The following is a 25,893-nucleotide window of genomic DNA, read 5'->3' as shown; positions in this document are numbered from 1 at the left end:
TAGTATCGGGTATGATCTATATGAAAATTAAGTACTACCGCCTTGGTTTTAAGAATTCTCCGCGTTTATAGGTCTCAGCTACTTCCTTCAACGCTTTATCGCCGCCCTTGCTCTTCCACTCGTCTACAACCTTCTGCCAACCAAACGGCTCTTGATCAATGATCATTTTAGCCATCCGCTCGTTCAGCAGCTTAGGGATAGAGCTCATTTGCAGGTCTGGAGTCGTAGACAGAGCTTTGGGTTCTTCCTTCCAGCGTATCCCGTCACGTCCTTCTTTTGACATGACGCTATCAAATTTACCCAGTACCGCCTGACCATCCGGAGTCAGCTCAAGCAGCTTTTTATTGTAAGTGGCATCATGGAGCAGCCAGAAATCGTTTTTGCGCCAATCCTCTCTGCCTGCTTCATCTGTCGTAACGGGCAGCTTGTAATTTATTTTTCCGTTATCTTTAGTGAAATCGGTTCCTTCAATCCCGTAGGAGAAGAAATTATCGGCTTCTTCCGATAGCATCCAATCAAAAAATTGAATAATGCGTTCCGGATTTTTCGCCTTTTTATTGATCATATAACCTCGAATGACTGTACTGCTCAGCGTACTGCCTCCCTTACCGTCGGTACCTGTAGGTGAAGGGATAATTTCCAGCTTGCCGTCAGGCACATTTTGCTTTAATTGCACATCATAGCTCAGAATATCAGCTGCATTGGCAGTAAATAAGCCGCCTTGGCCTGTAATGATCGCCCTTTTGTAATCGGCAAACTGCTGGGTAGCGAAATCTTTGGTCATTAGGCCTTCATTGTACATCGTTTTGTAAGTGCCAATCGCCTTTTCCATGTTAGCTACATCGAAAAATTTAGGAATAGGCTCGCCGTTTGGACCTAACGTCCATTGAGTCGGCATGACGTCGTAAGCCCCTAAGAACATATCGGAAAAATTAAATTTCTCTCGTCCCACAAATGGCTGCGATAACCCCATCTTCTTAAATTCTCTTAGGACATTTAAATATTCATCAACAGTTTTAGGGACGGGCAGCTTCGCTTTATCCAACAAATCCTTGCGGATGATCGTGGCCTTTCTGCTCGGATTGGAGAGAAACTCAGGAAGCGAATATACTTTGCCATCGCTGAATTTCTGTTCTTCCCATGCTGCTTCCGGAATCCTTTTTTTGAGATTAGGTCCATATTTATCGATTAGGTCATTCAGTGGTAGGAACGTGCCAGCCTCAATAGCTTGCACCAGCGACTGCCCATTTTCATTCGTATAACCTCCACCCGAGGTTTGCACGACATCAGGTATATCCCCCGAAGCGAACATCAAATCGAGCTTGGTACCGTAAGCACCGGTTTCCTTCGCTAAATATTTGATATCCAGCTTGGTATGCGTCAGTTCCTCCAGCTTCTTGAAATAGGGGTCATCTTTAAGGCTTGGAATCTTTTCGACATATGTAGCGTAGACTCGCAAAGCCATCGAGATAGGCACTACCTCATTCGAAGCCTTGGGAGCGGTCGTCCCAGCGGCAGGCTTTGTTGCATCACTGCAACCAGCAACTACAGTAAAGGCTAGCATGGTACTTAGGGTGATCGGCAATCCTTTTTTGACCAATTGAACTCTCATTCATCGTTCCCACCTTTTTTTTATTAGAATCCTATTCCTTTAACGAACCGATCATCATGCCCTTGGTAAAATGGCGCTGCAGCAAGGGGTAGATAAGCAGAATAGGCACAGTAGCCACGATGACGGTTGCCATCTGTATGCCTTCTGGTGATTGGACGATCATATCGGAAAAGGACGAATTCGCAGCATTAGACAACTCCTGATTGACGATCATTTGTCGAAGCTTGAGCTGAAGCGGATAAAGGGTACGATCGTTCAAATAATACAAGGCAGTTTGATAGCTATTCCAATGGCTCACTCCATAAAATATCGCCATGGTCGCAATCGCCGGTTTGGATAAAGGAAGCACAATCTTCACTAATATGCCGCCTTCGGAGCAGCCGTCAATTCTAGCGGAATCGATCAGGGCACCAGGAATGTCAGCGAAAAACGACCTCATAACGAAGAAATTAAATGCGCTGATCAAGCCTGGAACAATCATTACCCATATCGTATCCACCAAATGAAGCGACTTAATAACCAAGTAAGTAGGAATTAACGGTGCTGAGAAAATCATGGTGAACAGCACCATCATCAGCATGTACTTACGTCCCATATATTCCGGTCTGGACAATGGATAAGCAAACGTTGCAGTAGCAATCAAGTTTATCAGCGTTCCAATCGTTGTAATGAATACCGATACTCCAAATGCCTTCCAAATGGATACGTCGCTGAAAACATAAGAATAATTATTCAATGTGATATCTACGGGCCAGAAGATGACATCCCCTTTTATAATTGCGTTGGAGCTGCTGAAGGATTTGGCTATTACATGTAAAAAAGGAAGCAGCATGCTGAGCGATAATACGGTCAACAGAGTAACATTGCATACATTAAATACATTCCTGCTGAAGCTGTTTCGGATTTCCATGTGTATACCACCTTAATATAGACTATTTCCCGTAGCCTTTTTGCTTAGTAGATTTGCTAGTAACAACAGAACGAGCCCGACAATCGATTTGAAAAGTCCTATCGCCGTAGTGAAGCTGTACTGCGATTTTTGCAAACCGACTTCATAAATGTAAGTATCGATGATATCTCCAGGCACATGGTTTAGAGGATTTAGAAACACATACACCCTTTCGAAGCCGAAATCCAGGAAATGTCCGATATGAAGCAGGAACAGGATGGTAAAAGTCGGAAGCAAGCTCGGCAATGTAATGGAAAGCGTCTGCTGCCAACGATTGGCGCCATCTACCTTGGCCGCTTCGTAGAGCTCCGGGTTAATCCCGGCCAGCACCGCCAAATAAATAATCGTTCCCCAGCCTACCCCCTGCCACAAACCGGTTGATATGAGAATGGGGCGTATAAAAGATTCCAAGCCCATGAAATAAATCGGTTCATAACCCAACCATTTGATGAAACCGTTAACAATTCCGGTGGTAGGCGATAGAATGCCGATAAATATACCGCTTATGATCACCCATGATAAAAAGTGGGGCATATAAATGACGGTTTGCAGGATGCGCTTATAAATGACCAGACGCAGCTCATTCAGTAATAAAGCGACAATTAAAGGAGCAGGAAAAGCAATAAGCAGATCATACATGCTAATGATGAAGGTGTTGGCTATAATTTTGAAAGCATCCTGATTGCTGAACATATCTTGAAAATGTTTGAGCCCTACCCAGGGACTGCCGAATATACCCTTGAAAATGTTGTATTGCTTAAACGCTATTATTGAACCTACCAGCGGCACATACTTGAGAACAATGAAGTACAGCATTCCAGGTATGGACATAAGGTACAGCATATGATATTTCTTGAAATTGGATAAAAGATAACTCTTCTTCACCCTGTTGGCGGCTGTGGCATTAGATTTGATTGGTCGGCTTGTTATCACCGGAAAAACCTCCCTCTTATCAAGATAGCTTCTCGTCTCTACTGTGCAGCAAGCTCTACCCTCATGCCGGTTTCGGCAGACACATAAGCCGAATAAATAACTTCGATGACATCCCTCGCGAGCTGACCATCCGATACCGGTTCTCTATCTTCTGCGATCGATTCCATGAAATCCTGCATCTCCTGCGGATATCCCCTGATCCAATCCTCATCGGGAGTCGTGTAGTTCCAACCCGCTTTCGTTTCAAGCTTCTCGGCTATATATTCCTGTTCGAAAATATCAGGATGAGGAGCGTATATCATACAGCCGTCATTGGGTGTCATGTTGCATTTGATAACCGAATTGGAGGTGTAAATATCCAGCACGTTCCTGATCCCGCCTAATACGGCAAAAGAGGCAAAAATGACCGCCTTGGTTCCGTCCGTAAATGTCATAATGATACTGGCCCAGGTTTCCACATTGACCCAATCTGTAACAACCCAATGTTTCTCCTCAGCTTGGAATGCAGGGGATTGGGTAATGGGAGAAGTGTCTGCTATTACCGACTGAACCCTGATCGGTTTCCCTCCTTTGAGCCTACCTTCAAAGTTTTTGAGATGAATCGCAGCTGCTATCGGATGGGAACCTAATATAAGCAATGACCCGCCACCGGCTGTTTCCAATCGCTTGGAAGCCTTGGCATGGGAGCCGCTATGGCTTTCCTCCGCACGAATGTCAAGGATAGTACCGCTTCCGGCTTCCAGCAGCCGCTTGGCTTTTATAACCGATGGAGCATAAATCCAATTCTCCGCATACATAAATTTGACTTTATTCTGTTCCACGGCTTTAAGAATATCGTCGGTTGATTTCAAAGCCCCTTCCAAAGCTAACTTGGAATATTGCTCCTTTTGATCGTTCATATCTTCACGAGAACCGAAAAATCCGGTAATCGGCTTTTCACAAATGATGTGTTTTCCAGCTTGTGCTGCTTCAATAGCTATTTGAGCGTGCATCACATTTGGGATACATAAGTCCACAACATCAATTTCTTCATCCTCCAGCAGATCACGATAAGTCGCATAGACGACGGGAATGTGATGTTTTTTGGCAAAAGCCTCCGCTTTCTCCCTACTGTTCCCGGCAACCGCTTTGATGACGACTTCAACGCCGTACACCTTTTGAAGAGCTTCTGCATGCAGCGAAGCGGAAAATCCGCTGCCGATTATGCCTACGATAATTTTTTTCAATTTGTACACTCCTTTTAAGCTCTCCATAACCATGATATGAGCCGTTGCAAGTCCCACAGTTTGGATGACCCTGTGACTTCTTTTTTTGTAAATAGTTATAACAGCGCTTACATTTAGCCACTAAACATCTTGAACATAGCGAATTAACCTCTGCTTGTAATTGAGTTGTGACTTGTACGGTAAGCTTGAATCTCACCAAGGCCCGTTATCCTTGAAACCGTTTAATAGCCATGCATCCTTTTCTCAATTTTGTTAATTGTATTAACGTTAACACAAGCTTTATAACGATATATTAACGTTAATACAACTCGCTGTCAATTATAACTTTTTCGATACCGAATGATTTTCCAATAACCGTTATTTTGTAAGGCCATTTCCTATGTAAGCCACCCGCGAAAGGCTCCCTACTCCCACCCGAATAACAGTAAGGAGCCTTCCCATCATGGCAGCAGACTTGCTCTAAAACAGCATTGTGTCTACTGGACGGTTATTTGCATGTGCTGCGAAGAATAATCACAAGCAGGATGTACAGAACCAGAATGGTTCCCACTGATGACCACCCTACCGGCTTATGGTAATGACCGTGACCATGATGGTGCTCTTTTTTCGGCTCGTAAATATTGATTTCCTCGTAGCTGGCGTGAAGATTGATGGGTGCGGTGATGTGATGGACTGGCATCGGTGCCTGGTTTGGCATTTGCATTACAGGCATTTGCATATTTGGTGCGGACATGTTTGGCGCAGGCATTTGCACATGGTGCATAGGCATTTGCATCGGTTTGTATTTCTCCATGATATTGGACACCTCCGTGTATTAGTAAGGCATATGTTCCTGATGAACACATCCATAGTCTATGGTGAATCACCCATTGGGAACACGGTATTTACCCATATAGGAAAAAATAGACTCTTGCCCCAGCGTTATGTTGCCTAGCAAGAAAAGGGCTGTCCCAAAAGGAACTTATCACGCTTACAAGACAGCTCACATTATTGAAAATGATTTCTTTCGGTATATGTTAAAGCAAAGAAAGGGCTGTCTCAAAGGTCATTTCATGACCTTTTGAGACAGCCCCTTTCTTTAATCTGCTTAATCAGCTGTACGCACAAAACGAAGCTTTACATCCTGGGGATGATCCCCATAACCGGAGCCAAACAGGTTCAACCCCCGACAATTCATAGCATCCTCACGTACCTCCAACCTAACCTTAATCGGGCAATTGTATTGCAGGTTCAAGTCACTTAGTACGGTTTCCGCTGATTTCTCCCCATTAATGCAGCTTCCTTCTTCACTTATGCTCCACTCTGTCAGCAAACCGTACTGTGAGCTCCCCAAAGGAATGTTGGAGGATAGCTTCCCTTTCCTGTCTCCAAAATCACCTTGGCATGTCCATGTCCCTATCGGTTTACCGTTAATGCTAAGGGATATGTCGGACGGCCATTCTTGATTATAGCCCTCCGCTTCCGAGCAAAGCTCTGCGCTTAGCATCAGCTGCTGCAGCGGAATTCCTTTGGGCAGGGGGTTGGCAAATGAATACTCGACATAACCTGCCTCACTAAACCATAACATATTAGCCTGCACACGTTCTGGCATATAGAATGCACGCGGATCGTCCGGACAGCCAATCTTCCCTTCCAAGCCGTACAAGCCGCAAGGTGGCCCAATCTCACAATCGGTGTAAAGTCCTACCGGCATCGATAATTCCTCTACCTCATGCAAACCCTCCCCCGGACGCATTGGCAGCTCAAATAGCAGCTTATCCAATGTGCGCGCGCAAATCTTTTCCCTGCCGCTTCCCTGTGAGGATGTTAACAGCCCTGCCTGCTCCAAAGCCTGTACATTAATCGAGACCGTCGGCTGTGCGACGCCCAGCTCCTCGACTAGCTGAGTAATGCTCTTGGGCCGCTCCCCCAATGCTTCCAAAATACGCAACCGCAAATCTCCCGCTAGCGCTTTCGCTACCTCTTGAATTTGGTGTGCGGGAATTCGTCTCATAGTATCCGTCGGTTCTGCCATAATTAACTTCTGCTCCCTTCAAACGATATTGCAATATCACAATGTAAATTATTAAAAATAAATATTATTATTGTATTATTATAATGTAAATTGTATTATTTATATATCAAATAAGCAAGGAAAGGTTGTGCTCTTATGCTTCTTACCCAAACGGCTATTCCACGTCCTGAATTCCCTAGACCTGATTGGCAGCGAACGGATTGGTTGAATCTGAACGGAAGCTGGTCATTTGGCTTCGATCCTGATAACAAAGGAGTAGCTGAACAATGGTTTAACGGATCAACTACGGCTTTCCCGAATGAAATTACGGTACCGTTTTCATGGGTTTCCCCTTTATCCGGTATCGGGGAAAATGTCCTGGGAACCGGCTGGTACAGCCGAACCATCAATTGGATTCCCACTCAGCAAGGAGGCCGGATCTTTCTCCGCTTCGGTGCTGTCGATTATCATTGCGATGTATGGGTCAATCAAATCCATGTCGGCAGGCACAGCGGAGGTTATGGCAGCTTTGAATTTGATGTGACGGAAGCATGGATGCGCAATGGGGATAATCTCCTTGTCGTTCGCGTTGAAGACAATGACGAGCCGTACCAAGCACGGGGTAAACAAGGCTACGGGGAAATTAGAGGCATCTGGCAAACCGTATGGCTTGAGGCCCGTCCCGACAATTATGTACAGCGGGTGCAATTTACTACCCATCTCGATGGAACCATTGAAGTTCTGGGGGTTATCCATGCCTCCTCCGAAGGAGATGCCGTTCTGTCGTTTGCTTTTGACGAAGGACAGGTCAAGCATTCCTTAGAGCTCAACTTAGAGCAAGGAGTGCAGCATTTTCATACCTCATTCCAAGTGACTGAGCCTCAACTTTGGAGTCCGGATACGCCTCATTTGTATGAAGGCATGATTACATTGGAAAGCAGCAGCGAGGGTCTTGGCGGCATTAGCTCAACGGAAAGCAGCATAAACAATATCGACAACATCGCTACCTATTTCGGAATCCGCACGGTCGGAACAGTTAAACAAGAGGGTCTGGAATCACGCTGGATTACATTGAACGAAAAGCCGATTTTTCTGAACGGTACTTTGGATCAATCCTTCCACCCAACCGGTTTCTTTACCTATCCGACGGATGAAGAAATGCGTGATGAAATTTATCGCTTGAAGCGGCTTGGCCTCAATATGGTGCGGATTCACATCAAACCGGAGGAGCCGCGCAAGCTGTATTGGGCAGATAAATTAGGGATGCTAGTTATGGAGGATATGCCCTGCTTCTGGGGAACTCCCGATGACCAAGCAAAATCAGCCTACAAACCGGAAGCACAGGAAACCATTTATCGTGATTGGAATCATCCGTCCGTTTATTCTTGGGTTATGTTCAATGAAACATGGGGCTTGCTGCATGAAACAGAGGGGGCGTCTGGGAACGATAAGACCTTTAAACCGGAAACCCAGCAGTGGGTTAAGGAAATATACGAATGGGCTAAGTCTGTAGACCCGACTCGTCTGGTCGAGGACAATTCCCCCTGCCGCTACGACCATGTGGAGAGCGACTTGAATACATGGCATTTTTACCTGAATGGCTACGAGCTTGTCCGAGACCACATTGAACATGCAGTGCAAAGCACCTATCCCGGCTCCAGCTGGAACTATATCGATGAACACCGGCAATCCGATGCGCCGCTAATGAACAGCGAATGCGGGGCCGTGTGGGGCATTGAAGGAAGTGCAGGGGACAGCGATCTAGCCTGGCAATACAGGTACATGCTGAACGAATTCCGCCGACATGATAAAATTTGCGGCTTCGTGTTCACCGAATTCAAAGATGTAACCAATGAATTCAACGGCTATTACCGGATTGATGATTCAGATAAAGACTTCGGCTATGAAGGCTTTATCGAAGGAATGAGCCTGTATGACCTGCATCGGCCTGACTTTGTAGTTATAGATGCTCCGCCTTGCGCTACAGTCGACAGTGGTCAAGTGGTCAGCGTACCGCTTGCGGTTTCCAGCTTCGCCGATACCTATCATGGCAAACCTATGGAGCTGTCATGGGAGCTGTGGTATGACAGCTTGGGCTGCAAAACTGTCTCCAGCCAAGGTATTGAAGACGTGATCTGGAATACATACGGTGTAACCAAGCTGCCTCAATTACAAGTGCAAATGCCGCTGACAGATGCGGTTGCCATACTGGCCATTGAATTAAAGGACCCTGCGTATTCAGCTATCCGTTCAGCGGTCGCCCGCAACTTCATCACTTTCGATGTGCGAAGCGGTGTAGCTGGCGGGCTTTATACCCTAGAGGGTCAGTGGCTTCAGGTAGCCCCGGCTTCCTCGCTGGGCAAACAGTGGGATTACACTTGGCAGGCTCTGAACGACCATAAGGTGAACGGCAGCAATAGAAGCGGCAATAACGATGGTGGTTTTTTCGAATACGATATCGATATTTCTTCCTTAACCCGCTTCAATAGCTTCGGTGATATGGATATTTATTTGGAGGCCGGAGCTAAGCTGCTGCTTGCCAAAGATCAAAAGCTGATCGACGATCCAACCGTCGATATCTCCTATATGCATGGAAGGAAAGCCGATCCAGGCATGAACTTGAACTCCTACTATATGACGGATGCTAAGAAACATTCCAGCACCGTGCAAGTATATGTCGACGGTCAACCCGTAGAGCTATTGCAGCTGCCGGATGACCCTGCTGACAGCCGCGGAGTGCTGTCCTGGCATTATCAGCAGGATGACCGCAAGCTGGATGAAGCCGGTTCCTACGGCTATCTGCAGCGTATCCGTATCCCCAGCAGGATGATGCCGAATATCATAGAGAAAGGCTCGTTCCGATTGAAGCTGGAGGTACCTGCCGGATTACCGGAGGAATCTGGAGGGTTATGTCTATACGGCCGTAACGCTGGACGTTACCCGATCGATATATTGGTAAACTACAAATAATCAGACCCTATAGGAGTTCTTCTTGTGGTATTCTAATACAAGTTGAACTCTATCTTTCCGAATCATTAAGGAGGAATCATGGTTACTATTAATAAAAGCTATGAAGGGTTATATCATCAGGAGCAAGCGATTTGGCTTAAAGCCGGGCCCTATGAGGCGACTGTTCTGCCGGCAGTTGGCGCTAATCTCATTGCGTTTCGCGATACGAAGAATGAATATCAATTTTTGCGGGAGCCTTCTGCAGAAGAAATGGAAGACTTCAAGAAAATACCTTATGCACATGGAATTCCCGTGTTATTCCCACCTAACCGTTTTGAGGATGGTAAATTCCCTTGGGACGGCAAGTGCTACCAGTTTCCTGTGAATGAAGCGGCTACCGGCAACCATCTCCATGGATTCGTACATAATATCCCTTGGGAGGTGGAGCATTACGGTGCAGATGAAACGGAAAGCCGTGTAACCTTATCACTTAAGGTTCGTGAGGGGCATTCTGTCTACTCCTTCATCCCCCACTCCTTCACCATTAAGCTAAAATATACTTTAAGTGAATCAGGACTGCTGCAGCATGTCATTGTGCAAAACGACGGAAAAGATAGTATGCCTTGCCTGTTAGCCTTTCACACTGCTATCAATGCACCATTTGCTCCGAACAGCACCGCTTCCGACTATGAATTCAGATTAACGACCGGGCAGCGCTGGGAGCTTAACGATAGAATGCTGCCGACAGGCAAGTTTCAGCCGCTCACAGAGAATGAGGAGAAGATGAAAGCAGGCGGCCTCTCGCCGTTTTTCGAATCGATGGATAATCACTACACAGCTGTACCGCAAAACGGACGCAACCGAATGGAATTGACCGACACCCGCAACCAAGTAACGCTGGTGTATGACGTTGGTACTGCCTACAAGCAGTGGATGATTTGGAACAATAATGCGACGGAAGGGTTCTTTTGCCCAGAACCGCAGGTTAATCTCGTTAATGCGCCAAGCGTGCAGCTCCCTGCAGAAGATATCGGCTTAATAGGCCTCGAATCAGGAGAAATTTGGGAGGCAACGAGTCGGCTGTATTGTATCAAGAAATAGTTGCCGCGGCTCTGCCGCGCGTTCGCTAGCCTCAAATGCTTGAAACACAAAGACTCCAACGTTACTGCCGGATGTGGCAATAACGTTGGAGTCTTTGGCAACTTATTCAATAATAAGCGTGGAGCACCTCTAAACGTAAGGGTTATTCTCACGTTCATAGCCAATGGTCGTCTTTCCCCCGTGACCGGGGTAGACAATGGTCTCATCAGGCAGCTTGAACAGCGTGCCATGAATCGAATCCATCAGTTCTTCGTTCCTGCCGCCTGGCAGATCGGTACGCCCAACAGAGAGTCGGAACAGCACATCGCCGCCGAACAGATGCGGACCTACCAAGAAGCTGACGCTTCCAGGCGAATGACCCGGCGTATGGAACACCTTGATCTCAAGGCCCAGCATCTTGAGCACTTGTCCTTGATCCAAAGCATATTCGGCTGGATCAGTAACGATAGGACCGCCCAGCTCCGGCCACTTGGTTGAGCCATTGCGGTTCGGATTGGTCAACCAATCCGCTTCCGCATCATGCAGGTAGACCGGGCAGCTCTTCAGCTTGCGGATTTCACCAACACCGCCGATGTGGTCGAAATGAGCATGCGTCAGCAGAATGGCCTCAATCTCCATGCCGTCAATTCGTTTCAGCAGCGACTTCGGATTCATACCAGGATCGATGATGATCCCTTTGTTCTCATCGGGTCTCGACAACAAATAGGCATTGGTCTGCAAGGGTCCTAATGAGAATGATTCTATCTTAATTCCTTCCAAGCTCATGCTTCAGCCGCCTTTAGAAAGAAGATAACAGGTCGCGAAGCTCTTTCACGATGACGGTTTGGTAGCCAGTACCTTCTCCGTATTGGCGTCCCATCTCTTGGCGCGCAACCTGAATCTTCTCGTTATAATCCGGAGCCTGACGGTCCGGGTTTTCCTTCTTAAACTGATTCATAACCGCCTGAACCTTCTCAGGACGAGGTCCCCAATGTCCCAGAACATGGCCGCTGAAATCAGTAAAAATAACAATTGGAATCGCTTCTCCGCCGCCAGTTAGAAATTGAGCCATAACATCCGGATGCTCTTCCTTGATCAATACTTCAACCGGAATGCCAGAATTCTCTAGCGCACGAAATACAGCGGGCACATTACGTACCACATCTCCGCACCAGTCAGCCATCAGAATCAAGCAGCGCAAATCATCACGGTTGTTCAAGGAATCGAAAAACTCCTTGTCATCCTCGTTTTCCCATGAAAAAGCGTCATACCACTCCACGAATTTTTCCTGGTTCTTCGTCATACCGTCAATAAACTGCTGTGGCTTTAAGCCAGTGCGAAGCTTAGCGGACAAGTTTGTACTCATTGAATAATGGCCTCCTTATAATTGGGTATATCTAGTATTGTATAGAAAAAAAGGGCCTGAAGCAATGCAGCAGCGTAGTAACTGCAGTTGTCTGCCCTTTAGAGGTCGATACAAAAAGCCCCCTGTTGATCACAAGATACCTAAGAGCTTACTCGTCAACAAATCTTGCATTCACCCTCGAAGTCCGGTGCTCATTTAGAGATTTGCCTGAACGCTGCTTTTCCTCATTCTTTCAGGTTCTCGCAGCCTTCTCGGTGCTAAGAAGCTGACTTTGGTGAACTTTTACTCTAAGTACTCACTGTCCTCACTTACTACCATTCTTATTACGTCGGAGCAGCTTAAATGCCACATAAAGCACAATGAGGACAATGGCACCAATAATAAAGTATTTCATTAAAGGAGCTGCCAAATCATCGATTTGCTCCCAGTTCGATCCAAGCGTTCGTCCCAAATACACGAATAAAATAGCCCAGGGAATCGTTCCAATCGTTGTATAGAATAGAAACTGAAGCATCGGCATCTTCGCCATACCCGCAGGAATGGAAATAGCTTGTCTGACTACAGGGACGAAACGCGCCGTCAACACCATAATAGGACCATTTTTGTTAAACCAGCCTTCGGCGATATCCAGGAACTTCTTTTTCACTCCTAAGTATTTTCCGTATTTCTCAATAAAGGGTCTACCGCCATACCGTCCAATCCAATACAAAATAATTTGCTGCAGGACGCAGCCCATGGTTCCAAAAATAATGGCTCCAACAAAAGTAATACTGCCCTGCGAGACCAGATAGCCGCCAAAGGACAGCACCAGCTCACTTGGAATCACTTCGAGCATGAGACCAAGCAAAATTCCCCAAACACCTAAGCCCTCAATAAATAAAAGTGCGCTGCGAACCAAATCATGTAACATATTTAGCTACTATCTTCCTCTCTTTTCGGGGACAAAGACCCTGCTTTCTAACCAATCTTATTCTATCATATATTCATTCATTCCAACCAGCGCACAAGCATCAAGAGACAAGCCAGAGCATACATTAGTACAAACTAGTAAAGGTGGGGATGGCGGGTGACCAAGGTAGTGATAATCAGTAAAAAGCAAATTCGCAACTGGGCTATTATTACATTCATGGCAGTGGGCGCGATAGGAGTCGCATGGTATTGGGGTCACAGTGGAGGCGGAAGCGATTACAGCGAGACTTCAAGGCCCTCAAGCAAAGTGAACGAGGCTAACAAAGCAGTGAGCGGCAATATGAATGGGACTGTGAAGCAAGCTAGCCTTTCCGTAAGTGAACAGGGACAAGGCCGAACCATAAATATTGTTACAGGTGAATTCAAAACAACAGGAGCAGACGGTAAACCAATTGAGGCTTATCGCTGGGACCCAGGCACCATTCACGTCAAACAAGGTGAGCTAATCAACTTAAGTATCTTCGGCGTAAACGGTACGAACCACCCTTTTATCATCGATGGTCTAAGCATTAAAGGCGAGGTGAAAAAAGGTAAAGAAACGGTAGTTTCCTTCAAGGCTGACAAGCCTGGTACGTATCGCATCATTTGCCTGACCCACCCGGATATTGCACATAACGGACCTATGGTCGGTTACATTGTTGTCGATGCTTAAAACTTTAAGCTAATGGCTTAAAGTTTTAAGCATATGAGTAGCATACGAGCAGTGGATTTAAAATGAACAGCCCGCTTTTAGTTGCTTACAAAACCCACCAAACCCCCGCGTTACCACTGCGTTGGGGTTATTCTTTTGCAGGCGGAGACAGTTTCATCGGGCGCCTCTCCCGCATACCATAGTGTATGGAAGGAGTCGACATATATCATGAATCCTATGAACAACAATATGAAGCATAAGCAAGAATTACCTACAGCACGTAAAATTAGGCGTTCCTGCAGCCGTGAGCTCTACCGTACTCGCAAAAAAATCAACAAGTGGATCGCCCCCGAGCTGGTCGAAAAAGCCGATGAGCTCTATTTCAAGAAGGTAGCGCTTAATCTGCTGTGGATTGTAGAGAATGGCAGCAACCGCAAGCTGCTTGCAGACTGGTGGGATGAAAACGTGTGTCCGGAGATCGCAGAATTGTGGTCCGTTGACCCGCCTCTGCTGGCTAAAGCGTTCCGCGACTCGTTCGGCGGGTGAGACAAACAATCAAGGGACCATCGTACCGGTCCTTTATGTGTGATGCTCGATGTGCTGTGTGCGATGTGCGATGTGCGATGTGCAAGTACGATTCCATACGTTGGCACCGATGTTATAAGCTAGATCCGAGAGGAAACCTGGTGTCCTTGTAAATAGCCATGCTGCATCCACGAAAGTGACGAACACTAGCGGAAGTAATTTTTCCTCTATCACCAAAGAAAGCATAACAAACCGAGAGATAACGGAACAGCGAGTTCCGTTATCTCTCGGTTTTTCTGCATAATGCTCCCTTTCGCCTCAAATAACGACATTTCTACTTCCGTTATCGCCTTAAATTCGAGGTTTCAGATTGAATAACGGAACTTTCAGTTCCGTTCCAATTTCGCTATACCTGAATGGTGTCCCCGGCAGTCAAAGAATATAAACGGCTGTAGCCGTCTTTCTCGAGCTGTGTGCATACGGCATCCGTTGCCTGTTTACTAGCATGCACTAATAGGGTTTGGCTGCTACGTACCACGTTCAGCATTGCCCTCACATCGGCTAAGCCCTGGTGCACCTTAAACCGAAGAAAATGAATTTGGACGGCGTGGGCGCCCGTTCCTGCGATTTGATATGTGTTCGTGCTTGTGCTTTCGTTTGTGCTCATGCTTTCGTTTGCGCCTGTGCTTTCATTTGTACTTGTGCTTTCATTTGTACTCGTGCTTTCGTTTGCGCTTGTGCTTTCATTTGTACTCGTGCTTTCGTATGCGCCTAGGCTTGTGCTTTCATTTGTACTCGTGCTTTCATTTGTGCTCGTGCTTCCGTATGCGTTTGTGCTTGTGCTCTCATTTGAGCCTGCGCCTTCGTTCGTGCTCGTACTTTCGCTCTCGCTCATGCTTTCGTTCGTGCTCGTGCTTTCGTTCACGCTCATGCTCTCATTTGCGCTCATGCTTTCGTTTACGCTTGCGTTTACGTTCGCACTCGCACTTTCGCCAGCCTCCAGCAGGTTTGCTTGTGATGCATGCAGCAGTTGCTGTGCGAAGCTGCCCTTGGCCAAGTGGCCGGTCAGAATGACACAGCCCCTTCCCCGCTGCCTAAGAAGCTCGTAATACCACTGGCTTTTCGCCGATTGCATCATGCCATCATTCGTGAACACCAGAGAACTTGAAGCAGCAGCGGTAGCGCGCTCCCTCTGCTCCTTGGTTTCCACAACTACAACCCTTGTATCCTTCAAGAATCGCGCAATACGCCCCCCAGCCTCCTTATGCAGCCAATCTGGCTCCTGCAGCAGCTGCTCGAAGGCTTGTGCGACTTCCTTCTCCACAATAAGCTGTGTGTTCGGGAATGCTTCCCTGGCCCATAACAGCAGCTCCTGCCCCCGACCATAAACCGGAACAGGCAGCAGCACCATTTCCTCCCGCGAAAGAGCGTCCTGTATGAGAAGCTGAAGCTTATCCAGCTTCTCAGTCTGGGCTTCCGCATCCATTCCATAAGCAGCATCTACGATGGACAGCTGAATTCCATCCGGCATATCCGCAGTCGACTGGCAAGCTTCACCGTCCGGCTTACTTAGCTGCTGCCGATCCGTCGGAGGCAGCTTCGGCCAATCGACCGCCAGCAGTCCTGACTCCGTCGTGAAGTCACCGGAGAAGAAAACAACGCTGCCCTCGATATCCAGCAGCAGCCAAATCGATCCTGCCAAGTGGCCGCTCCTCCCCCAGCAAATACGGAGAGCCGGAGTAATCGCCAGCCATTCACCGGCTGATGCAGCTTCATCGATATAAGCGTAATCTACCGCTTCGATATGCTCTTCCCCATAAGGCAGCTTCGCTTGCTGTGAAGCCACATACTGCTTCCATGCGGCAAAATACGCGGGAAGCTGCCGAGAGGTCGCGCGTGTCGTCCATACCTGTCCTTGATAGCCCATTTGGTACAGCATGGGGATCGCCATCGAATGATCTTCATGCGCATGGGAGAGGAATACCGCATCTAGCTTGCCGACAAGCAACGGATCGATTAGCGGATATCCCCCCTCCCCTTCTTTCTTTACTCCGCAATCCAATAATACGCGGGTTCCCTGGTGTTCAATCAGATAGCAGGAGCGGCCATGCTCACCAGCTCCGCCCCACACAGTTGCCTGCATTATGTCACACTCCACCTTTATTCCTGTTGTCTATGCTAGGAGTCTCTGTCCGCCGAAAGCAAACCCGTTGTATATCATCAATATGGTTATTGCCGGAAAGAGAGGCTACTCCAAAAACCAAATTGAATACATATTCACGAGGATCAATCGTCGGACAACTCCTACAGCTTGCTTTTCGCGCTTAGCTTATTAATCCCAAGCAGCATCAGCGTCGTCAAGCCAACCGATATAACCGCCATCGCCATGCCAAGCGATACTTTGCCCTGCTCAAATTGTGAGAAGATATAGGTTGCCGAGGTCTCCATCGAAGGAGGTAATATCATCAAGGAAGCAACCAGCTCACGTACCGAAATCGTAAACGTCATCATCCAGCCTGCCAGCATTCCCGGAATGATCAACGGCAGCAAAATTTTTCGAAAAATGTAGGTTGCACTGCCTCCGAATACTCTACCCGCCTGAAATAACGACTCATCCAGCTGGGCAAAATTCGATTTTACATACTGTACGGTGTAGGGCAAGAAAAATACGACATAAGTCAAAACAACCATCCCGTAAGTGTTGTAGAGCGGAATGGGCATCCAAGGCGAATTCCACAAAAGGATTAACCCCACCACGATAACGATCCCCGGAACCGTATTCGGCAGTAAGCTGAATAGGTCGGTTATACGCTGGGGCCAAGTCTTCGAACGGCTGATCATCAAGGCAAAATAAGTTCCTAGCAATACCGAGATCGTTGCCGCCACTAAAGAAAGGCTCAAGCTGTTCATTAACGCCTGCATGCTCTTGGAGCCCCACGTTAATAAATCCACATAATACTGTAGAGTCAAGTTATTCCAAGCAAGGCCAACACCGCGGAGCTTCAATAATGATGCGGCAATGATTGAGAAATAAGGAACTCCTACCGAGAATAGCAGCAAGCCTGCCACAAATACCCATACCAACAAACGCTGCCATACTTGCAAACGGTACAGCCTACCGCGCGAGCCTTTACCGCTAATTAGCGAATAAGTGTACCGCTGGCTCACCAAGGTTTGTACATACCAGATCATCAGACAGGCCGTCAATAAGATAGAGGCCATCGAAGTTGCTTTACCGAAATCTATCGGCCAGCTTGAGATGTATTTGTGAATCTCCGAGGTCAGGACATAATAGCCGATTTTGCGGCCGAAGGTCGCTGGCGTACCGAACTCGGCAATCGTTTTGACGAAGACGAGCAGCGCTCCCATCGCATAGCTGGACAGCAGCAGCGGCATAACAACCCGACGGAAGCTATACAGAAAGCTTCCTCCATGTACACTTGCCGCTTCCTCTTTGCTACCACCTATTTGTACTAACGCATTGCGTAAAATCAAATATAAAAAAGGAAACAGATGAAGGCTCATAATCGCAACCATACCGAACATACTGAAGAAAACCGGCGTTACAATACTGGACGAAGGGATTAGCTGCTCTATGTACCCATTCTTTTGCATGAACAAAATCCAACCCATTGACCCAATGTAAGGCGGCGTCATAAAAGGGATCATAAACACGACATCCAGCCAGGTATGCCTAGCCCAATCCGTTCTAGCGAAAATCCATGCCAACGGCAATGCTAGAAGTGTTGTTCCCACCACAACGCAAATTCCTAGCCAGATGGAGTTCCAGAACACCTGACTAAGCTCGTTCTCCATAATAACCCGCAGCGGTGCCATCATATCTAATTCTTGACCGGAATATACACTCGTCATAAAAATGAAAAAAAGAGGGACGACCACCAGCATCGCCAGAATCAACAAGGCAAGGGCTATCCCGAGTTTTTGATAGGAAATACGGTTTATATTGTGCATGGATCCCACTACTTAAAGAGCTGCGTGAATTTTTTGGTTACTGCATCGCCGTTCGTATCCATCCATACCCAGTCAATTTTCATTTGAGGAATTTGATCCACACCCGGACGATCCTTGGCTTTGACGTCTTTGCGGCCTGGCAGCAGGTAAGTTTCCGCTACCATCTTTTGCGCTTCATCCGATAACAGATAGTCGATATAAGCTTTGGCATTATCCACATTTTTGCTAGTCTTGATAATAGCTGCAGGACGTGGGCTAATTACAGTTCCGCTAGCAGGATAGAGCATGTCAACCGGCTCTCCCTTAGCTTTGGCTTGGTAAGTCAGATAATCGACTCCCGCCGCTATAACGCTTTTGGATCCGGTAATAACGGGATCAAGAGCCTCTTGGTTAGCACCTGCCATCGCTACGCCATTCTTTTTGTACTGCTCCAGCAGCTGCCAGCCTAGATCACCCTTGGTGCTCAAATAGCCGGTAACAAAATCAAGCGCAGACCCGGACAATGCAGGATCAGGAATATTAACCTTACCCTTCCACTCCTCTTTAGTCAGATCATCCCATTCCTTAGGAGGGGTTTTAACCAGCTTGGTGTTATAGCCTATTCCCAATGCAGAAGCACTGTAGCCAAAGAAGTGCCCTTCCTTGTCTGACCATTCCGGAATCAATTTATCCGCGTTCTTGGCATCTTTGTATTCCAATGTCAAACCGCTTTTCTTCAAGCCTTGGGTAGAAGGCAGCGAAGCAAGCACGACTACGTCAACGGCAGGATTTGCTTTCTCGGCTTCCATCCGTGATAGGATTTTTCCGGTTGTTCCTTGGAACATTTCAATCTTCACTCCGGTTTTTGTTTCATACCCTTTTTGAATAGCTTCAGCAAGCTCTTTAGGTCCTGCACTGTATACGACCAGCTTGCCGCTAAGCTTCTTCTCTTCTTTCTTCTCTTCGACCTTTGTTTCCTTTGCAGTCTGTGTGGATGGTACGGCTTTAGGAGCCGCAGCCCCATTCGAATTGGCTGGCTTTTCGGTTGTACCGCAGCCTGTTATTCCAAAACCTACCATTGCCGTTAACATCAGTAACGCTCCGTTTTTTAACCCTTTGCTCATTTTCATGTGAAAAATCCTCCTCTTTTTTATTAAAGCTGATGTATGTGTTCCTGGGATAAGTAGACCTTTACCTGCTCCCCCGCTGTCATTCGAATCTGGTGGTAAGCTGTCCACATTCCCATATCTCCCATATCAAGCTGCATTTCATAACGGTCACCCAGGTAGCTAACGCTGTGAATGGTTCCGCTGAAAGCATCCCTCTGGCCATCCGTATGCCAATGAATATGCTCTGGGCGAAACATCCGCTTGTCCTTCTCCAGCCAATTGGATTTACCGATAAATCTGGCTACAAAAGGATGCTGTGGCTTGTTGTAAATGTGCTCCGGCTTGCCGCTTTGTAGAATCTGCCCGCTTTGCAAAACAACAATTTCATCGGACATAGACATGGCTTCAATCTGATCGTGTGTGACATACAGAGCAGTTAGCCCTATTTCCCTCACCAGATTGATTAGCTCCAGCCTCATTTCATCCCGCAGCATCGCATCTAGCGCGCTGAGCGGTTCGTCGAACAGAACAAGCTGCGGCCTCGTAATTACGGCTCGGGCAAATGCAACACGCTGCTGCTGTCCACCCGACAATTGATGTGGATACCGCTCCTCCAACCCTTGCAAACGAACCGTTTTAATAGCCTCCTGCACCTGTTCTTTAAGCTGCTTGGTTCGTCCCGAAGCACGTAGCCCAAAGGCGATATTCTCAAATACCGTCATATGGGGCCAAAGTGCGAAATCCTGGAACACCATTCCAAAATTTCTGCGGCTGGCAGGCTTGTCAATCCTTCGGATACTGGAAAAAATACACTCGTCGCCAACAAACATTTCACCGCTGTCCGGTGTTTCCAATCCGGCGATCATCCGCAGTAAAGTGGTCTTACCACAGCCCGACGGGCCCAAAAGTGTGGTGAACTGCCCTTGTTTAATCCGCAAATCGGTCGGCTGCAAAGCTTGCAGCTTATCAAACGTTTTTTGTACGCCTCGAATCACAACATCCATGCTATTACCTTCCCATCTGTATAACTAACTTTAGTTTACAAATTGAAATGCAGAGAAGTATTATCGCCACGTAAAGGTTGTGTTAAATAAATCAATGCTATCTATTCAATTGCATAGATTTTATCTATACTGGGGGCATACCAACTTAATTGACAAAGGACGTGCAGGATGAACCTAATGAAGCTGCGAATTGTTGAATTGCTGGAGCAGCATAAAAAAATCACAGCCGTAGCCGATGCTTTAGGCTTAAAACAGCCTACAGTCACCTTCCATATGAAAAGTCTGGAGCAGGATCTTGGCGTTAAACTGTTTGAAACTCGCACGGGCAAAATATACTTAACCGAAGCTGGACGGGCCTTATATCACTACTCCATCAAAATCAATTCGCTAGCGCATGAAGCCCAACGGGTCGTGAAAGAATTCGACCAGCTTGGCAGAGGAACACTGAAGATTGGGGCAAGCTATGTACCCGGAACTTATATCCTGCCTCGGATTATAAGCAGCTTCACCAAGCTGCATCCAAGAATTAACCTGACCGTAGTTGTAAAACCTGCTCCGGTAATCAAAGACTTGCTGCTGAATCACGAAATCGATCTGGGTATCCTGTCTTGTGAGCCGTTTCAATTTCCTCCTCTATTTGCAGAAACCTTTTGTGAGGACGAAATGGTTCTTATCTTCTCTCCTCAGCATAGATTGGCAAGCATCCCACAGCTTAATCCTGAACAGCTGTTGAATATTCCGTTTATTCTGCACAGTCCAGAGTCGAGCACTCGGCAAATGACTATGAAATGGGAGCAAAGCAACCGTATCGAGCTGAACGGCCAATTGGAGTTGGATTCCTTGGAGGCGATTAAACAAGTAGTCATGCTGGGGGAGGGAATTTCTTTTATCTCTCGTTTAGCGGTAAACAAGGAGGTTGAGCGAGGAGAGCTGGAATGCCGACAGATTCCTCATAATCAATACAAACGCTATGTTTATTACACCTACAATCTGGATCGCAGTCCCTCCACTTTAATGGACAGCTTTGTCAATCATCTGCAAAAATCAATTCCAGTTTAACGACGAAAAGCCGGAGTCTCTATAGACGCCCGGCTTTTTCCATTAGCTTTAATAACTTCCCTATGCGCTCGTATGCTTCAATACTGATTCCTTAAGTCCACTCGATTCAGCTGCGGCTCTTTACCTTCCACATAGTCACGTAAATTATGCAAAAAGATGTCCAAAGCTCTCTCATTATAGTAAACAGTCGAGCCGGAGTTGTGAGGAGTCATAATGACATTGCTCATTTCCCACAGAGGACTGGTTTCGGGCAGCGGCTCCACTTCGAACACATCCAAGCCAGCGCCGGCAATTCCGCCGCTGCGCAGAGCTTCGACTAGCGCATGCTCATCCGTGGTTCCTCCTCTGCCAATATTGATATAATAGGCAGTTGGTTTCATTAACTCGAATTGGCGGCTGCCAATGGAATGCTTGGTGTCTTTCGTGAGCGGCAGCGTTACAACCACATAATCGCTCTCGCGCAGCACCTCGTCGAGCCCGTTCATCGTAACCATCCGGTCCACATTTTCGGATTCGGACAACGTCCTTTTTACCCCCAGCACCTTCATGCCGAATGCCTTGCAAAGCTTGGCAACCTCAGTACCGATAGCGCCAACGCCGATGATGCCGACTGTTTTTCCATGCATTTCTCCAAGCTCGCCTAGCGAAGCCCATTTGTTCTGGAGTTGATTGCCAATAGCCCGATGAATTTGGCGGGTTAGACTTAGCATCATTGCCAATACCGTCTCTGAGATAGGATTAGGGTGAACACCACTCGCATTGGTCAGCATGACTCCCGATTCTGCCAACGCCTCCAGTGGTATTTTGTCGACTCCCGCTCCCCAGTTCTGTGCCCAGCGCAGTCGGGTTCCCGGCTGCAAGCAATGCGGGACGACAGCGCTGCTCCATCCGACCAAAATTTCGGCATCGGCCAAATGGGCCAACCATTGCTCGCTTCCTTTTCCATTAATAAACTCCCAATCAGGAGCAACCTGACGGATTTGTTCTTCATGAGCAGAGCTGAATGTATGTACGGACACTATTTTCCTTGCCATTTGATTACCTCCTGAGAGTTTCACTTTATCGAAACTTACTTCGTAAGCATTAACTTTTGAGTTTCGCTATAGTGAAGCTTACTTCACAAGCTCCTCTATCTGATTGGACTCATAGATCCGAGTTCCTTTATTGCTATTTTTCGATGATTTCAACATAGCTTTAGCCACGGTTTCGGCCTTGATTGGTTTATACTTTCGTAATCCACCAATCATTATAGGAGTTATTACCCTTGAAACAGCCGCACCGAACCGCTCCCCCAAACGAACCTCTTGCCTGTCTCCCAGCAGCAGTGAAGGTCGAAAAATTTGCAGCGACGGCAATCGTAATTTGCCCAGCCCCTCCTCAATCTCACCTTTTACTTGATTGTAAAAAATAGCAGAACCTGCATTGGCCCCCATTGCCGTTACGATGAGATAGTCCACTGCTCCATATTGAAAGGCCAGCTTACCCAGCAGCATCGGATATTCATAATCAACCTTACGAAATTGTTCCTTAGAGCCAGCCTTCTTAATCGTTGTACCCAAGCAGCAAAACACATAAGATCCGGGCAAATAATCCTTAACTACAGCTTCGAGCTCATCATAATCCGTAACAACCTGAACCAATTTCTCATGGGTCCAGCTTGTCTCTTTTCTAACTAGTGCAACAACTCTGTCATAGAATGGATCCTCCAAAAGGCAACGAATTAATTCCCCGCCTATTAGCCCTGTTGCCCCGGCAATGACTGCCGTATGTCCCATAATAGCTGCCTCCGTATCTATCGATAATATGCAAACGTGCATATCGTTTTTTAAAAAAAGAACCTCCTTTTGCCACTAGTTACTAGGTGGTTTTGGAGATTCTCTATTGCTTTAATGGGGTTGCTATTGTCAATGAGTCTTCTTCCTGCTTAGCCTTATTGGCCTGCTGGTTGGAAAAACTCTAACCGTTCGCCATCCGGTCCGAAGAAGAACGCGATCAGATCGCCATCCAGGATCGTACGCGGCGTCTCGTCCATAAGCTCCACGCCAAAGCTTTTCAAACGATCAATCTCCGCTTGGATATCCGTTACCGTGAAAGCAATATGATGCACGATTGACTCGTTAGGCAACCCGTCGTGACCACGGCCGATCAGTTCAATTTCGATGTTATCCGAATCTGGAAAAGACAAGAAGCCAAGCTCAACACCATCCTGCAGCTTTGCGCGCTTTCTTAGCTTCATACCCAGAACCTCCGTATAGAAACGGACGGAAGCATCCATATCCTTTACCTTTACCCCAATATGCTCCAGCTTGCGAATCATAGTACACACACCTCTCCCAGCATAAATGTAATCCTTTCCATTCTATCACTTCTTATGAAAGGATGGAATGCATAATGATCGATAGTTAGCTGATTGTCCTGCAGCAGATAGCTTCTCCAAGTCGTTCTATCCCCTCTAGAATAGGTGTTGTAGAAACGACCCGCATTTTATATACTAGGTTTGATTCTTAATACTACCGTCTTTAAAGTCAAAAGGAGAGACATCATGGAACTTCCGTCAATGGACATGCTTTGGTTTTTACTCGCAGCTGGATTCATAGCTGCTTTTATTGATTCTGTCGTTGGTGGTGGCGGTTTAATTTCCGTTCCCGCCCTTATGATGACCGGATTACCTCCCGCCATGGTGCTGGGAACTAATAAGTTAGGCAGTACTTTCTCAACTATAACAAGCAGCCTGTCCTTTTTTACGTCGGGCAAGCTTAACGGCAAGCTGGTGCTGGCATTATTTCCGCTATCCTTCATAGGTGCTGTTCTTGGAGCGTATACGGTGCATTTGGTGCCATCGGACTTTTTGAAGCCTTTAGTCGTCATTATGCTTGTGTTGATGCTGGTCTATACATTAATAAAAAAGAACTGGGGAGCAAACGCTGCCCCGCGTCCTATGACGGTTAATCTTAAGGTAGCTGTAGCGGCTTTAGCATTCATTATCGGATTTTACGACGGTTTCTTCGGCCCGGGAACTGGCTCGTTTCTGCTGTTTATGTTCCTGCTGCTAGGCTTCGACTTTGTCGGTGCCTCCGCGAATGCCAAGGTATTGAATTTAGCCAGCAACTTGGCGAGCTTATGCTCCTTCTTACTATTAAAGTCCGTGCACATTGGTTATGGGCTGCCTATGGGCATCGCTATGATCGCAGGGGCCTTCGTCGGCTCTAAGCTCGCTATCCGCCATGGGTCTCGCTACATTAAACCGTTATTTGTGACCGTGACCACCATTCTAATTGGTAAGCAGCTATGGGATCTGCTGCAATAAGGATCCAAAGACTTCCTAACTTAGCTTACTGGTGTACCTACCTGGGTTTCACGGCAAGGCATGATGAGATGATTTTGAGCGCTTATAATCTGCCCATTACGTACATAAACACGTGGAACCCTTTTGCCAACCGAGCAAACAACCTCATAGTTAATCGTGTTCATATAATCAGCAATTTCATCAACCGAAAGCAAGCTCTCTTCAGACCACCCGAATAGAGTAACTTCATCGCCCACTTGGATATGAGGAAGCGAGGTCACGTCGAGCATCGTTTGATCCATGCATATTTTGCCGATGATCGGTACCCGTTGCCCATGTACAAGAACATACCCCTTGTTCGAAAGAAGTCGTGAGAGCCCGTCCGCATAGCCAACGGGAATCGTGGCAATCCTGCTATCCTTAATCGGCTTAAACGTACATCCGTAGCTGACAGGACAATTGGCAGCTACGGTTTTTAATGCCGATATTTTGGTTTTAAAGCTCATAGCTTGGCAGATTGGATGGTTGTTACTACGTATTTGCTTGAAAGGCAGTAAACCATACAAGCTAATGCCGATTCGCACCATATTCAAATGCATCGCTGGTGTAGTCATGGCTGCTGCACTATTGCAGCAGTGCTTGATCGGAATGTGAATATGTCTTTTCTCCAATTCTTCGATAAAGGACTTAAACAATTGAAACTGCTGCTGTGTAAAAGAATCGTCTTCATTGTCGGCATCGGCGAAATGAGTAAACATCCCCTCCAAGCTGACAAGACGCGAGGACACTGTCTTAAAGGCCAGCGTGAATGCCTCTTCTATCGTAGACACGCCCACACGTGACATACCCGTATCAACCTTCAGATGAATTCGGGCGCGATGGTCGAGACGTTCGGTACATGCTATGATCTCCTCTAAAACCTCATCAGAGAAGACGGTTATCGTAATGTCTTGCTTGATCGCAGCTTCCACAGAGTGCGGCGGGGTATATCCGAGAACGAGAATGGGTTTGTCGATTCCAGCATTTCGTAACTGCAGGGCCTCGTCCAAAAAAGCGATCCCCAAATAATCAGCCCCAGCATGGATCGCTGCTGTCGCCACCTCGATGGCACCGTGTCCATAGCCGTCTGCTTTGACGACGGCCATAAACCGGCAATTTTCGCTGAGGCTCGATTTGAACGTTATTGCGTTATGTATAATAGCATCCAGAGAAATTTCCGCCCATGTATCTCGATGACTTATTGTGTGCATT

General features: G+C 47.0%; 23 protein-coding genes. 6 read left to right on the top strand and 17 right to left on the bottom strand.

The genetic code is table 11. The features are described 5' to 3' along the window. Positions 1 to 34: 34 nt before the first annotated feature. From GC093_RS25955 to GC093_RS25930, 6 genes are all read right to left on the bottom strand, one after another. Complete coding sequence (locus GC093_RS25955) at positions 35 to 1,612, bottom strand: extracellular solute-binding protein (RefSeq protein ID WP_171654825.1); 1,578 nt, start codon at positions 1,610 to 1,612, stop codon at positions 35 to 37. 31 nt (positions 1,613 to 1,643) lie between these two features. Further along, complete coding sequence (locus GC093_RS25950) at positions 1,644 to 2,522, bottom strand: carbohydrate ABC transporter permease (protein ID WP_171654824.1); 879 nt, start codon at positions 2,520 to 2,522, stop codon at positions 1,644 to 1,646. 12 nt (positions 2,523 to 2,534) lie between these two features. Beyond that, positions 2,535 to 3,446, bottom strand: a complete 912-nt coding sequence (locus tag GC093_RS25945) for an ABC transporter permease (protein ID WP_312886612.1) — start codon at positions 3,444 to 3,446, stop codon at positions 2,535 to 2,537. An 86-nt stretch (positions 3,447 to 3,532) separates the two neighbouring features. Beyond that, on the bottom strand, positions 3,533 to 4,720 hold the full coding sequence (locus tag GC093_RS25940; RefSeq protein ID WP_171654823.1) for a Gfo/Idh/MocA family protein: 1,188 nt from the start codon (positions 4,718 to 4,720) through the stop codon (positions 3,533 to 3,535). Between the two features lie 487 nt (positions 4,721 to 5,207). Beyond that, on the bottom strand, positions 5,208 to 5,513 hold the full coding sequence (locus GC093_RS25935; protein WP_171654822.1) for a hypothetical protein: 306 nt from the start codon (positions 5,511 to 5,513) through the stop codon (positions 5,208 to 5,210). Positions 5,514 to 5,807: 294 nt separating this feature from the next. Further along, positions 5,808 to 6,734, bottom strand: coding sequence for an ArsR/SmtB family transcription factor (locus tag GC093_RS25930; RefSeq protein WP_171654821.1), 927 nt, complete (start codon positions 6,732 to 6,734; stop codon positions 5,808 to 5,810). Positions 6,735 to 6,869: 135 nt separating this feature from the next. Here GC093_RS25930 and GC093_RS25925 point away from each other — a divergent pair, with 135 nt between their 5' ends. Beyond that, positions 6,870 to 9,683 carry a glycoside hydrolase family 2 protein gene (locus GC093_RS25925; protein WP_171654820.1) on the top strand — a complete coding sequence of 938 codons (2,814 nt, stop codon included), beginning with the start codon at positions 6,870 to 6,872 and terminating at the stop codon, positions 9,681 to 9,683. Between the two features lie 78 nt (positions 9,684 to 9,761). After that, on the top strand, positions 9,762 to 10,763 hold the full coding sequence (locus GC093_RS25920; protein ID WP_171654819.1) for an aldose 1-epimerase: 1,002 nt from the start codon (positions 9,762 to 9,764) through the stop codon (positions 10,761 to 10,763). A 129-nt stretch (positions 10,764 to 10,892) separates the two neighbouring features. Here GC093_RS25920 and GC093_RS25915 read toward each other — a convergent pair whose 3' ends face one another. From GC093_RS25915 to uptA, 3 genes are all read right to left on the bottom strand, one after another. Further along, positions 10,893 to 11,528 (bottom strand): MBL fold metallo-hydrolase, encoded by a 636-nt coding sequence (locus tag GC093_RS25915; RefSeq protein WP_171654818.1) that lies wholly within the window; start codon positions 11,526 to 11,528, stop codon positions 10,893 to 10,895. Positions 11,529 to 11,541: 13 nt separating this feature from the next. Next, on the bottom strand, positions 11,542 to 12,108 hold the full coding sequence (locus tag GC093_RS25910) for a thioredoxin family protein (protein WP_171654817.1): 567 nt from the start codon (positions 12,106 to 12,108) through the stop codon (positions 11,542 to 11,544). 304 nt (positions 12,109 to 12,412) lie between these two features. Then, complete coding sequence (gene uptA / locus GC093_RS25905) at positions 12,413 to 13,018, bottom strand: undecaprenyl phosphate transporter UptA (protein ID WP_171654816.1); 606 nt, start codon at positions 13,016 to 13,018, stop codon at positions 12,413 to 12,415. Positions 13,019 to 13,174: 156 nt separating this feature from the next. Here uptA and GC093_RS25900 point away from each other — a divergent pair, with 156 nt between their 5' ends. Both GC093_RS25900 and GC093_RS25895 read left to right on the top strand, forming a co-directional pair. Next, on the top strand, positions 13,175 to 13,729 hold the full coding sequence (locus tag GC093_RS25900) for a cupredoxin domain-containing protein (protein WP_312886611.1): 555 nt from the start codon (positions 13,175 to 13,177) through the stop codon (positions 13,727 to 13,729). 207 nt (positions 13,730 to 13,936) lie between these two features. Continuing rightward, complete coding sequence (locus GC093_RS25895) at positions 13,937 to 14,254, top strand: dehydrogenase (RefSeq protein ID WP_171654815.1); 318 nt, start codon at positions 13,937 to 13,939, stop codon at positions 14,252 to 14,254. Positions 14,255 to 14,639: 385 nt separating this feature from the next. Here GC093_RS25895 and GC093_RS25890 read toward each other — a convergent pair whose 3' ends face one another. The 4 genes from GC093_RS25890 to GC093_RS25875 form a co-directional block, all read right to left on the bottom strand. Beyond that, entirely contained in the window at positions 14,640 to 16,376 is a 1,737-nt protein-coding gene (locus tag GC093_RS25890) for an MBL fold metallo-hydrolase (RefSeq protein ID WP_171654814.1), read from the bottom strand. A gap of 161 nt (positions 16,377 to 16,537) precedes the next feature. Then, a complete protein-coding gene (locus GC093_RS25885; protein ID WP_171654813.1) occupies positions 16,538 to 18,205 on the bottom strand; it encodes an ABC transporter permease in 1,668 nt (555 codons plus the stop codon). Positions 18,206 to 18,213: 8 nt separating this feature from the next. Further along, the gene (locus GC093_RS25880; protein ID WP_246315316.1) at positions 18,214 to 19,314 is read right to left on the bottom strand and encodes an ABC transporter substrate-binding protein; all 1,101 of its coding nucleotides are present in this window, start codon (positions 19,312 to 19,314) and stop codon (positions 18,214 to 18,216) included. A gap of 23 nt (positions 19,315 to 19,337) precedes the next feature. After that, positions 19,338 to 20,297: an ABC transporter ATP-binding protein gene (locus GC093_RS25875; protein ID WP_171654812.1), complete on the bottom strand. Its 960-nt coding sequence runs from the start codon at positions 20,295 to 20,297 to the stop codon at positions 19,338 to 19,340. A gap of 168 nt (positions 20,298 to 20,465) precedes the next feature. Here GC093_RS25875 and GC093_RS25870 point away from each other — a divergent pair, with 168 nt between their 5' ends. Next, positions 20,466 to 21,356, top strand: coding sequence for a LysR substrate-binding domain-containing protein (locus tag GC093_RS25870; protein ID WP_171654811.1), 891 nt, complete (start codon positions 20,466 to 20,468; stop codon positions 21,354 to 21,356). A 77-nt stretch (positions 21,357 to 21,433) separates the two neighbouring features. Here GC093_RS25870 and GC093_RS25865 read toward each other — a convergent pair whose 3' ends face one another. The 3 genes from GC093_RS25865 to GC093_RS25855 all read right to left on the bottom strand — a co-directional run bounded on the left by GC093_RS25865 (position 21,434) and on the right by GC093_RS25855 (position 23,673). Next, positions 21,434 to 22,390: a D-2-hydroxyacid dehydrogenase gene (locus tag GC093_RS25865; RefSeq protein ID WP_171654810.1), complete on the bottom strand. Its 957-nt coding sequence runs from the start codon at positions 22,388 to 22,390 to the stop codon at positions 21,434 to 21,436. Between the two features lie 78 nt (positions 22,391 to 22,468). Beyond that, positions 22,469 to 23,173 (bottom strand): oxidoreductase, encoded by a 705-nt coding sequence (locus tag GC093_RS25860; protein WP_246315314.1) that lies wholly within the window; start codon positions 23,171 to 23,173, stop codon positions 22,469 to 22,471. Positions 23,174 to 23,286: 113 nt separating this feature from the next. Next, positions 23,287 to 23,673 (bottom strand): VOC family protein, encoded by a 387-nt coding sequence (locus GC093_RS25855; protein ID WP_171654809.1) that lies wholly within the window; start codon positions 23,671 to 23,673, stop codon positions 23,287 to 23,289. 225 nt (positions 23,674 to 23,898) lie between these two features. Here GC093_RS25855 and GC093_RS25850 point away from each other — a divergent pair, with 225 nt between their 5' ends. Beyond that, a complete protein-coding gene (locus GC093_RS25850) occupies positions 23,899 to 24,663 on the top strand; it encodes a sulfite exporter TauE/SafE family protein (RefSeq protein ID WP_171654808.1) in 765 nt (254 codons plus the stop codon). A 20-nt stretch (positions 24,664 to 24,683) separates the two neighbouring features. On the opposite strand, the gene alr is transcribed toward GC093_RS25850, so the two are convergent. Beyond that, a complete protein-coding gene (alr, locus tag GC093_RS25845) occupies positions 24,684 to 25,892 on the bottom strand; it encodes an alanine racemase (RefSeq protein ID WP_171654807.1) in 1,209 nt (402 codons plus the stop codon). Position 25,893: the final 1 nt, after the last annotated feature.

The organism is Paenibacillus foliorum (assembly GCF_013141765.1).
GTDB lineage: Bacteria > Bacillota > Bacilli > Paenibacillales > NBRC-103111 > Paenibacillus_S > Paenibacillus_S foliorum.
This window is presented reverse-complemented; position numbering and strand designations above follow the sequence as displayed.

Coding starts and splice junctions, on each gene's coding strand:
- GC093_RS25865 (WP_171654810.1), bottom strand. CDS start 22,390: ATGGCAAGGAAAATAGTGTCCGTACATACATTCAGCTCTGCTCATGAA.
- GC093_RS25895 (WP_171654815.1), top strand. CDS start 13,937: ATGAATCCTATGAACAACAATATGAAGCATAAGCAAGAATTACCTACA.
- GC093_RS25885 (WP_171654813.1), bottom strand. CDS start 18,205: ATGCACAATATAAACCGTATTTCCTATCAAAAACTCGGGATAGCCCTT.
- GC093_RS25875 (WP_171654812.1), bottom strand. CDS start 20,297: ATGGATGTTGTGATTCGAGGCGTACAAAAAACGTTTGATAAGCTGCAA.
- uptA (WP_171654816.1), bottom strand. CDS start 13,018: ATGTTACATGATTTGGTTCGCAGCGCACTTTTATTTATTGAGGGCTTA.
- GC093_RS25955 (WP_171654825.1), bottom strand. CDS start 1,612: ATGAGAGTTCAATTGGTCAAAAAAGGATTGCCGATCACCCTAAGTACC.
- GC093_RS25880 (WP_246315316.1), bottom strand. CDS start 19,314: ATGAAAATGAGCAAAGGGTTAAAAAACGGAGCGTTACTGATGTTAACG.
- alr (WP_171654807.1), bottom strand. CDS start 25,892: ATGCACACAATAAGTCATCGAGATACATGGGCGGAAATTTCTCTGGAT.
- GC093_RS25890 (WP_171654814.1), bottom strand. CDS start 16,376: ATGCAGGCAACTGTGTGGGGCGGAGCTGGTGAGCATGGCCGCTCCTGC.
- GC093_RS25860 (WP_246315314.1), bottom strand. CDS start 23,173: ATGCACGTTTGCATATTATCGATAGATACGGAGGCAGCTATTATGGGA.
- GC093_RS25920 (WP_171654819.1), top strand. CDS start 9,762: ATGGTTACTATTAATAAAAGCTATGAAGGGTTATATCATCAGGAGCAA.
- GC093_RS25915 (WP_171654818.1), bottom strand. CDS start 11,528: ATGAGCTTGGAAGGAATTAAGATAGAATCATTCTCATTAGGACCCTTG.
- GC093_RS25925 (WP_171654820.1), top strand. CDS start 6,870: ATGCTTCTTACCCAAACGGCTATTCCACGTCCTGAATTCCCTAGACCT.
- GC093_RS25855 (WP_171654809.1), bottom strand. CDS start 23,673: ATGATTCGCAAGCTGGAGCATATTGGGGTAAAGGTAAAGGATATGGAT.
- GC093_RS25930 (WP_171654821.1), bottom strand. CDS start 6,734: ATGGCAGAACCGACGGATACTATGAGACGAATTCCCGCACACCAAATT.
- GC093_RS25850 (WP_171654808.1), top strand. CDS start 23,899: ATGGAACTTCCGTCAATGGACATGCTTTGGTTTTTACTCGCAGCTGGA.
- GC093_RS25910 (WP_171654817.1), bottom strand. CDS start 12,108: ATGAGTACAAACTTGTCCGCTAAGCTTCGCACTGGCTTAAAGCCACAG.
- GC093_RS25870 (WP_171654811.1), top strand. CDS start 20,466: ATGAACCTAATGAAGCTGCGAATTGTTGAATTGCTGGAGCAGCATAAA.
- GC093_RS25935 (WP_171654822.1), bottom strand. CDS start 5,513: ATGGAGAAATACAAACCGATGCAAATGCCTATGCACCATGTGCAAATG.
- GC093_RS25950 (WP_171654824.1), bottom strand. CDS start 2,522: ATGGAAATCCGAAACAGCTTCAGCAGGAATGTATTTAATGTATGCAAT.